Annotated in this window: 10 protein-coding genes; 8 read left to right on the forward strand and 2 right to left on the reverse strand. The window is 75.5% G+C overall.

Annotated elements, in window-relative coordinates; translation table 11 throughout:
- Window positions 1-123 precede the first annotated feature (123 nt).
- Window positions 124-900, reverse strand: a complete 777-nt coding sequence (locus ACFUEL_RS29140) for an IclR family transcriptional regulator (RefSeq protein WP_380239757.1) — start codon at window positions 898-900, stop codon at window positions 124-126.
- 86 nt (window positions 901-986) lie between these two features.
- Between ACFUEL_RS29140 and ACFUEL_RS29145 the strand changes: the two genes are divergently transcribed.
- From ACFUEL_RS29145 to ACFUEL_RS29180, 8 genes are all read left to right on the forward strand, one after another.
- A complete protein-coding gene (locus ACFUEL_RS29145; RefSeq protein ID WP_380239758.1) occupies window positions 987-2198 on the forward strand; it encodes a cupin domain-containing protein in 1212 nt (403 codons plus the stop codon).
- Window positions 2195-3034 carry a fumarylacetoacetate hydrolase family protein gene (locus ACFUEL_RS29150; protein WP_380239759.1) on the forward strand — a complete coding sequence of 280 codons (840 nt, stop codon included), beginning with the start codon at window positions 2195-2197 and terminating at the stop codon, window positions 3032-3034. Before ACFUEL_RS29145 ends, ACFUEL_RS29150 begins: the two co-directional genes overlap by 4 nt.
- Window positions 3031-3726: a maleylpyruvate isomerase family mycothiol-dependent enzyme gene (locus ACFUEL_RS29155; RefSeq protein WP_380239760.1), complete on the forward strand. Its 696-nt coding sequence runs from the start codon at window positions 3031-3033 to the stop codon at window positions 3724-3726. Before ACFUEL_RS29150 ends, ACFUEL_RS29155 begins: the two co-directional genes overlap by 4 nt.
- 93 nt (window positions 3727-3819) lie before the next feature.
- Window positions 3820-5085: an FAD-dependent monooxygenase gene (locus ACFUEL_RS29160; protein WP_380239761.1), complete on the forward strand. Its 1266-nt coding sequence runs from the start codon at window positions 3820-3822 to the stop codon at window positions 5083-5085.
- A 157-nt stretch (window positions 5086-5242) separates the two neighbouring features.
- On the forward strand, window positions 5243-5725 hold the full coding sequence (locus tag ACFUEL_RS29165) for a macro domain-containing protein (RefSeq protein ID WP_380239762.1): 483 nt from the start codon (window positions 5243-5245) through the stop codon (window positions 5723-5725).
- A 524-nt stretch (window positions 5726-6249) separates the two neighbouring features.
- Complete coding sequence (locus ACFUEL_RS29170; RefSeq protein WP_380239763.1) at window positions 6250-6384, forward strand: hypothetical protein; 135 nt, start codon at window positions 6250-6252, stop codon at window positions 6382-6384.
- A gap of 20 nt (window positions 6385-6404) precedes the next feature.
- Window positions 6405-6983: a helix-turn-helix domain-containing protein gene (locus tag ACFUEL_RS29175; protein ID WP_380239764.1), complete on the forward strand. Its 579-nt coding sequence runs from the start codon at window positions 6405-6407 to the stop codon at window positions 6981-6983.
- Between the two features lie 147 nt (window positions 6984-7130).
- Window positions 7131-8015: a class I SAM-dependent methyltransferase gene (locus ACFUEL_RS29180; protein ID WP_380239765.1), complete on the forward strand. Its 885-nt coding sequence runs from the start codon at window positions 7131-7133 to the stop codon at window positions 8013-8015.
- Window positions 8016-8094: 79 nt separating this feature from the next.
- On the opposite strand, the gene ACFUEL_RS29185 is transcribed toward ACFUEL_RS29180, so the two are convergent.
- On the reverse strand, window positions 8095-8737 hold a 643-nt coding region (locus ACFUEL_RS29185; RefSeq protein ID WP_380239766.1), incomplete at its 5' end, for a VanZ family protein.

Consider the following 8737-nt stretch of genomic DNA (forward strand, 5'->3'; position numbering starts at 1 on the left):
CTTCGAGCCGGGGCGCCCCCGCGGAAGGGGTGCCCCGGCTCTCGTCGTGCGGTGGGCGGTGAAGTCCGGCGGTCCGCGGGGGAGCGGCCGGCGGGGGAGCGGTCGGCCGGGAGCGGGGCGGGGTCAGAGCTGCTCGGCGAGGTCCTCCTCCAGCGCGCGGGCCGCCGTCTCCAGCACCGCCACCAGCGACTGCAGCCGGTGCGGGTCGTAGCGCACGCTCGGCATCGACACCGACAGCCCGGCCACCGCCGCGCCCGCCGCGTCCCGCACCAGCACCCCGACGGCGGTCAGGCCGCGTTCGGAGCGCTCCCGGTTGACCGCGAACCCGCCGCGCCGCAGCTTCGCCAGCTCGGCCCGCAGCCGCGGCAGGTCCGGCCGCTCGCCGGGCCGGTCCCGGTAGCGCTCGGGCGCGTAGACCTCCTCCAGTTGCTCCCCGGTCAGTTCGGCGAGCAGCAGCAGCCCGGCGGTGGTGCGGTGCGCCGGGAAGACCATGCCCTCGCGCGAGCCCACCCGCAGGGTCTGCGCGGACTCCACGCTGGCGATGAACCGGGCGGTGTCCCCGGCCCGGACGATCAGGTTCACCGTCTCGTCCAGCACGTCCACCGCCCGGCGCAGGTGCGGCAGCGCCGCCGGGCGCAGCCGGGAGACCAGCGAGCGCGAGTGCGCGGCCAGCTCCAGCACCGGCCCGGCCCGGTAGACCCGGTCGTCGCCCTGCACCGCGAAGTCCCGGTAGACCAGCATCCCCAGGATCCGGTGCGCCGTGGAGCGGGCCACCCCCAGCCGCTCGGCAACCTGCGAGACCGTCGCCCCGCCCTCCATCTGCAGCATGGTCGCGGCCCGCAGCGCGTGGTCCACGCTGGCGATCGGGTACGGCGGCGGGGTCTTCAGCGGCTTGTCCACGGCGCGGCCTCCTACGGCCCCTCGACGGCTGTTCTGCTCTGAAGAATCTACATGTTCTCCTGGGCGGGACGAGGCACGCTGAGCCCGTGATCGAGTCCACCACCGCCCCAGACACCGCAACGGGCTCCCCGGTCCGGCTCCAGGCCGTCGCCGCGGACGGGCAGCCCGAGGTCACCCCGGCGCTCCACGAGCTCTACCGGGGCTTCGAACAGGAGCTGCTCGTCCCGCTGTGGACCGAGATCGGCGACCTGATGCCCGCCCACCCCCGCTCGCAGGCTGCCGCGCACCTGTGGCGCTGGCAGCAGCTGCGCGAACTCGCCGCCCGCGCGGGCGAACTGGTGCCGGTCGGACGCGGCGGCGAACGCCGGGCCGTCGCGCTGGCCAACCCCGGGCTCGGCGGCCGCCCGTTCGCCACCCCCACCCTGTGGGCCGCCATCCAGTACCTGATGCCCGGCGAGGACGCCCCCGAGCACCGGCACACCCAGCACGCCTTCCGCTTCGTCGTCGAGGGCGAGGGCGTGTGGACGGTGGTCGGCCGGGACCCGGTCGCCATGCGCCGCGGCGACTTCCTCCCGCAGGCCGGCTGGAACTGGCACGCCCACCACAACGCCACCAGCGAGCCGATGGCCTGGATCGACGGCCTCGACATCCCGTTCCAGTACACCGGCGAGACCCAGTTCTTCGAGTTCGGCCGGGACGAGATCTCCGCCGCCGAACGCACCACCCCCGACCGCTCCCGGGCCGAACGCCTCTGGGGCCACCCCGGGCTGCGCCCGGTCTCCGCCGCCCGTCCCGGCCCCGGCGGCCCCGGCGGCCCCGGCGGCCCCGGCGGCTCCGGCCCCGGCAGCCCGCTGCTCGCCTACCGCTGGGAGCACACCGACCGCGCCCTGGCCGACCAGCTCGCCCTGGAGGCCGAGGGCTTCGGCGGCACCGTCGAACCCGGCCACGCCGCCGTCCGGTTCACCGACCCGGCCACCGCCGGCGACGTGCTGCCCACCATCCGGGCCGAGATGCACCGGATCGCCCGCGGCGCCGAGACCGCGCCCGTCCGGGAGACCGGCTCCTCCGTCTACCAGGTCTTCGACGGCTCCGGCACCGTCACCGTCGGCGAACGGACCTGGACGGTCGGCCGCGGCGACCTGTTCACCGTCCCGTCCTGGCAGCTGCTCTCGGTCCGCTCCGAGGCGGGCGCCACCGACTCCGACTCCGGCGCGCTCGACCTGTTCCGGTTCGGCGACGCCCCGATCTTCGAAGCCCTGCACCTGCAGCGCACCCACCTGGAAGGAACCACCCGATGAAGCTCGCCACCCTCCGCACCGGCGGCACCACCCGGGCCGTCCGGCTCGACGGCGACACCCTGACCGACCTCGGGTACCCCGACCTCGGCGCGCTGCTCGCGGAGGAGGACTGGGCGGGGATCGCCGCCGCCGCGACCGGCACCACCCACCCGCTCGCGGGCGCCGAGTTCGCGCCCGTGGTGCCCAAGCCCTCCAAGGTGGTGTGCGTCGGCCTCAACTACCGCAACCACATCCAGGAGATGGGCCGCGACCTGCCCGAACACCCCACCCTGTTCGCCAAGTTCGCCGACTCGCTGATCGGCGCCGGGGACGACATCCTGCGCCCCGAGGAGACCGGGGAGTTCGACTGGGAGGTCGAACTCGCCGTCGTCATCGGCAAGCCGGTGCGCCGCGCCCGCGGCGGGCAGGCCGAGGCCGCCATCGCCGGGTTCACCGTCCTCAACGACATCACCTGCCGCGACTGGCAGTTCAGGACCCGCGAGTGGCTCCAGGGCAAGACCTGGGACTCCACCACCCCCGTCGGCCCGTTCCTGGTCACCCCCGACGAACTGCCCGGCGGCGTCCGCCCCGCGCTCGACGTCACGCTCACCGTCGACGGCGAGACCATGCAGTCCGACAACACCGGCGACCTGCTGTTCGACCCCGTCACCCTGGTCGAGTACGTCTCCACCGTCGTCCGGCTCAACCCCGGCGACCTGATCGCCACCGGCACCCCCGGCGGCGTCGGCCACGCCCGCAAGCCCGCCCGCTACCTGCGCGGCGGCGAGACGGTCGTCACCGAGGTCCAGGGCATCGGCCGGCTGGAGAACCGCGTCGTGCGGGACGGCGCCGAATGAGCGGCCGCACCCTGGCGGACGCCCGGGACTGGGCGGCCCACGGCACCCGGCTCTTCCTGGCCGCCGCCGAGACCTTCGGCCCCGCCGAGTACGCCGCCCCCGGCCCGCTCCCCGGCTGGAGCCGCGCCCACCTCGCCGCCCACCTGGCCGCCAACGCCGACGCGCTCGGCAATCTCGTCCACTGGGCCGCGACCGGCGAACCCACCCCGATGTACGCCTCCGCGGCGGAACGGCTGGCCGGCATCGAACGCGGGCGCACTCTGCCTGCCGCCGAACTCACCGCCCGGGTACGGGAATCCGCCGAGCGACTGACCGCCGGCCTGGACGCCCTCACCCCCGAACAGTGGCGGGCCCCCGTCACCACCGCCCAGGGCCGCACCGTCCCCGCCACCGAACTCCCCTGGATGCGTGCCCGCGAAGCCTGCGTCCACGCGGTCGACCTGGCGGCCGGCGTCACCTTCGCCGACCTCCCGGACGGCTTCCTGGCCGCCCTCTGCGAGGACGTCCTCGCCAAGCGGTCGGCCGCGCCCGGCCCGGCCCTCACCCTGCGCACCCCGGACGACAGCGCCCGCTGGTACCTGCCGGGCGGGGGCGAGAGCACGACCGTGACGGCCGAATTGCCGCTGATCGCCGCCTATCTGACGGGTCGTCAGCACATCGAGGGCGCCCCGCACCTCGGCCCCTGGCTCTGACCGCCCGGCCCCCGTCCGCCGGGCCTCTGCCCTCCCTGCCCCCGCCCTCCCGGCCCCGGTCCTCCCTTCCGTGATGTCGAAAGAAGCGCACTCATGAACCCTCCCTCCACCCCGGACGTGCTCGTCGTCGGCGGCGGCATCGGCGGTCTCGCGGCCGCGTTCGCGCTGGCCCGCAAGGGCCTGGGCGTGCGCGTGCTGGAGCGGGCGAAGGAGTTCGGGGAGGTCGGGGCGGGGCTGCAGATCGCGCCCAACTGCACCCGGATCCTCGCCGACTACGGCCTGCTGGACGAGGCCCGCGAACTGGGCGTGGTGCCCGACGGCATGGTGATGCGGGACGCGCTGGACGCCCGCGAGCTGACCCGCCTCGACCTGCGCGATCTCGAACGCCGGTACGGCCACCCGTACCTGGTGATCCACCGCAGCGACCTGCACGGCATCTTCCTGCGCGCCTGCCGGCGGGCCGGGGTCGAGCTGCTGACCGACCGGACGGTGGTCGACTATCAGCAGGACGGCGACGGCGCCCGGGTGCTGCTGGAGGACGGCGGCGTCGAGCGGGCCCCGTTGGTGATCGCCGCCGACGGGCTGCACTCGGTGGCGCGGCGCAAGCTGGTCGGCGACGAGGTGGTCAGCTCCGACTACGTCGCCTACCGGGCCGCCGTCCCGATCGAGCAGGTCCGGGAGAACGGGATCGCCGAGCACGACGTCACCGTGTACGTCGGCCCGCGCTGCCACTTCGTGCAGTACGCGCTGCGCGGCGGCGAGATGTTCAACCAGGTCGCCGTCTTCGAGTCGCCCGGGGCCAAGGCGGGCGAGGCGGACTGGGGCACCCCCGACGAACTGGACGCCGCGTTCGGCGCGACCTGCGACACCGTCCGCTCCGGCATCCCGCTGATGTGGCGCGACCGCTGGTGGCAGATGATGGACCGGGACCCGGTGGAGACCTGGGTGCACGGCCGGATCGCGCTGCTCGGCGACGCCGCGCACCCGCCGCTGCAGTACATGGCGCAGGGCGCGATCATGGCGATCGAGGACGGCTGGGTGCTCGCCGAGCACTACGCCCGGCTGCACGCCGAGGGCGAACCGCCGCGCTGGGACGACGCGCTGGCCGCCTACCAGGCCGTCCGGGTCGAGCACTGCCGGCGCGTCCAGACCACCGCCCGGTCCTGGGGCGAACTGTGGCACCTGGACGGCGAGGCCCGGCTCCAGCGCAACGCCATCATGCGCGAACGGGCCGTCGACGACTACGCGTTCACCGACTGGATCTACGGCCCGACCGCGCTCGTGCCCGAGCAGGAACCGCCGATGTTCACCCCGATCCCGCTGGAGCGCGCACGCCCGCAAGAGCAGCCGGTCCGGTGACGGCGCCCATCTGCACGGCACCCACCTGTACGGCACCGTCCGCACTCCGTCCGGCCGCTTCGACGGCGGCAGCGCGGCCCCGCCCGCGGAGGGCACGTCCCCGGCGCCGGACACGCTGCCCCGCGCGCTGTCGGCGGCGGCTGCCAGGATGCCGGACATGGCCGGAACGATCACCTACCTGCGCGGCGACGCCACCGCGCCCCAGGGCAAGGGCCCGCGGATTATCGCCCATGTCTGCAACGACCTCGGCGGCTGGGGCAAGGGCTTCGTCCTCGCCCTCTCCCGCCGCTGGCCCGAACCCGAAGCCGCCTTCCGCCGCTGGCACCGCGAGCGGGCCGGCAACGACTTCGGCCTCGGCGCCCTGCAACTCGTCCAGGTCGGGCCGCAGTTGTGGGTCGCCAACCTGGTCGGCCAGCGCGGCATCCGCACCGGCCGCTCCACCGGCGTCCCCGTCCGCTACGAGGCGATCGACGCGGCCCTCGCCAAGCTCGCCCCCGAGGCCCGCCGGCTCGGCGCCTCCGTCCACATGCCCCGGATCGGCTGCGGCCTGGCCGGCGGAAAGTGGGAACGCGTCGAACCCCTGATCACCGCCCGCCTCACCGACCGGGGCGTGCCCGTCACCGTCTACGACCACGGGTAGCGGACGGGCCCGTTCCGGGGACCGCCCCCTTCCGCGGCGGGCGATCGGGAGGGCGCTCGAGATGCGCCGGGTGTTCGAATCCGGTGCGTCCGGGGGAGCGGGGGGAAACGCATGGACCTGCGGCAACGAGTGGTGCGGCGCGATCCGTTCGTCACCTGGGTGCTCAACTGCCTGGCGGTGGTGTCCGTCCTGCTGTTCGTGCACACCATGGTGCGGCAGAACCTGTCCGAGCCGGACCGGCGGCCCCGGCCGTGGTCCTGGCAGCTGCTCGACGTGCAGAGCGCCACCGCGGCCGATCCCGTCGATCCCGCTGATCCCGCCGGTTCCGTCGATCCCGCTTCCCCCGCGGGGCCGGGGCGGGCGGCAGCACCGGATGGACCACCCGGGACGCGGTCATCGCCGCCGCGGCCGCGCGCGGGCTGCGTTCCGGCACGGACTACCGCCTCACCTCGGTGGCCCCCAACGCCGTCGTCGCCGGGGAGTAGCGCAGCCTGCTCGCCCGGTTCACCGAGCCCGCCCTCGCGGTGATCCGGGACGCCTACGTCCGGGTGACCGTCCGGTACGTCCGGAACCGGCTCGGCGACCTCCACCAGAAGGTCGTGCCCTGCCTGGTCGACGTCGACCGCGTCCTCCAGCACGCGGGGCCCGACCTGCTCTGACACCCCCTACGATGCCGGGTATGACGGAGGACGCCGGTGATCTGGACGGGCTGGTCCGCAAGCGGATCCGGGCGCTGCGGCTCGCGCAGGGCTGGTCGCTGGAGGAGCTGGCGGTCCGGGCCGGGCTGAGCCAGTCCTCGCTGAGCCGGATCGAGAACGGGCAGCGCCGCCTCGCGCTCGACCAGCTCGTCACCCTGGCGAAGGCCCTGGACACCACGCTGGACCAGCTGGTGGAGACCGCCACCGAGGACGTGGTGATCAGCCCGACGGTGGACGCCCGGCACGGCACCATGCGCTGGCCGGTCAAGGGCGACCCGGGGATCAGCGTGGTGCGCCAGCGGGTGACCGGGCCGCCGCCCGACAACCCGGCCCGGATGCGCGCCCACCCCGGACGGGAGTGGCTGGTGGTGCTCTCCGGCACCGCGGTCCTGATGCTCGGCCACCGCCGGATCCGGCTCACCACCCACCAGGCCGCCGAGTTCCCCACCATGATGCCGCACGCCCTCGGGGCCGAGGGCGGCCCGTGCGAGGTCCTCGGCATCTTCGACCGGGACGCCCGCCGCGGCCACCTGCCCGACCCGGGCCCGCGCGACCGCTGACGGCCCGGCCCCGTCCGGCCCGGCCCGGCCCGGTTCGGCCCCGCCCGGCCCGGTCCGACTTGCGCCTGCGGCATGCGGCAATGGCAAGGTCTTGCGTGTTCCGGGAGGACGCGTGCCGTACGCGCATGACGGCCGTACGGTGGCCCCATGAGCCACCCGCACACCCCCGCCCACGGACACGCCGAGCACCAGCAGCACCCGCACCCGCATCCGCATTCGGGCGGGGACGACGCCGAGCAGGCCGAGGTCCTCGACCTGGACGCCGAGGTGCTGGCCGGGCACCTCGCCGCGATCACCGACTGGCTGCCGCTGGACGCCGAGCCGCAGCAGATCGTCGACCTCGGCGCCGGGACCGGCGCCGGCACCTTCGCGCTGCTGCGCCGCTTCCCCGCCGCCCGGGTCACCGCCGTCGACGCCTCGCCCGGACACCTGCTGCGCCTGCGCGAGAAGGCCGCCGCGCTGGGTCTGGACGACCGGATCAGCACCGTGCAGGCCGACCTGGACGCCGCCGACTGGCCCGACCTCGGCACCCCCGACCTGGTGTGGGCCTCCGCCTCGATGCACCACATGGCCGACCCCGGCCGGGCCCTCGTCCAGGTGCGCGAACTACTGCGCGGGGGCGGCCTGTTCGCCCTGGTCGAGCTGGCCGGCTTCCCGCGCTTCCTGCCCGCCGACGCCCCCGCCGACCGCCCCGGCCTGGAGGAGCGCTGCCACGCCGCGACCGACCGCCTGCACGCCGAGCACGTCCCGCACCGCGGCGCCGACTGGGGCCCGCTGCTGACCGCCGCCGGGCTCACCGTCACCGGCGAACGCACTGTCGAGGTCGACATCGACGCCACCGAGCACCCCTCGGTCGGACGCTACGCCCTGGCCACCCTGCGCCGGATCCGCACCGCAGCCGCCGAGCACCTCGACCCTGCCGACCTCGCCGCCCTGGACCGCCTGCTGGACGCCGACGGCCCCGGCAGTGTCGCCCTGCGCGAGGACCTCGCGGTGCGCACCCAGCGCCAGGTCTGGGCCGCCCACCGCTGAACCTCCCCGCGGGGGCGGACGGCTCGCCGCCGGACACCCGGGCGGGTGCGGGCCGCCCGGCACCGGACGTCCGGGCGGCTCAGGGCCGTTCGTACAGGGCGCGGCCGATCCGGCGGCCCAGCAGGAGGTGGGCGAGCAGGGCGCCGAGGGTGTTGAGCAGCACGTCGTCCACGTCGAAGGCCCGGCCCTCCACCAGGAGGCCCTGCGCCGCCTCGACCGTGACCATCACCAGTGCGGTCAGCGCCGTCACGGCCAGGACGCCGCGCAGCCGGGGGAACAGCACCGGCAGCAGCACGCCGAACGGCATGCCCAGCAGGACGTTCCCGCCGACCTGCTGGGCCGCGGCCCGGACGGCGGGCTGTTCCAGGTAGCCCCGGAGCGAGGCGCCGAGGTGGAAGTTGGGGTGCACCAGGTTCCGTGCGCCGGGCTGCGGCACCAGCGTCATCCGGGCCAGTCCGACCGCGAACACCACGGTCAGCACCAGCCCGGCCAGCAGGACCAGCCACCGGACGGCGGCGGGCAGCGGCCCGCGCCGGTGCAGGAACGGCTGGTCGGGCCGCTTCGCCGGCCCGGCGCCGGGTGCGGACGCGGACGACGGCGCGGGCCGGTCGCGCCAGCGCCTCCACCAGGCGCCCCCGCCCCCGCCGGTCCGTCCGCCGTCCGCCGGTCCTCTGCCGCCCGTCGCTCGTCCGCCGCCCATCATCGAGCCCTCGCCTTCGTGC

Source organism: Kitasatospora sp. NPDC057198 (assembly GCF_042670125.1).
Classification (GTDB): domain Bacteria; phylum Actinomycetota; class Actinomycetes; order Streptomycetales; family Streptomycetaceae; genus Kitasatospora.

Bases quoted from the DNA above. Each gene is read 5' to 3' on its own strand.
- ACFUEL_RS29150 (WP_380239759.1), top strand. From the start codon at position 2,195: ATGAAGCTCGCCACCCTCCGCACCGGCGGCACCACCCGGGCCGTCCGG.
- ACFUEL_RS29155 (WP_380239760.1), top strand. From the start codon at position 3,031: ATGAGCGGCCGCACCCTGGCGGACGCCCGGGACTGGGCGGCCCACGGC.
- ACFUEL_RS29160 (WP_380239761.1), top strand. From the start codon at position 3,820: ATGAACCCTCCCTCCACCCCGGACGTGCTCGTCGTCGGCGGCGGCATC.
- ACFUEL_RS29165 (WP_380239762.1), top strand. From the start codon at position 5,243: ATGGCCGGAACGATCACCTACCTGCGCGGCGACGCCACCGCGCCCCAG.
- ACFUEL_RS29175 (WP_380239764.1), top strand. From the start codon at position 6,405: ATGACGGAGGACGCCGGTGATCTGGACGGGCTGGTCCGCAAGCGGATC.
- ACFUEL_RS29180 (WP_380239765.1), top strand. From the start codon at position 7,131: ATGAGCCACCCGCACACCCCCGCCCACGGACACGCCGAGCACCAGCAG.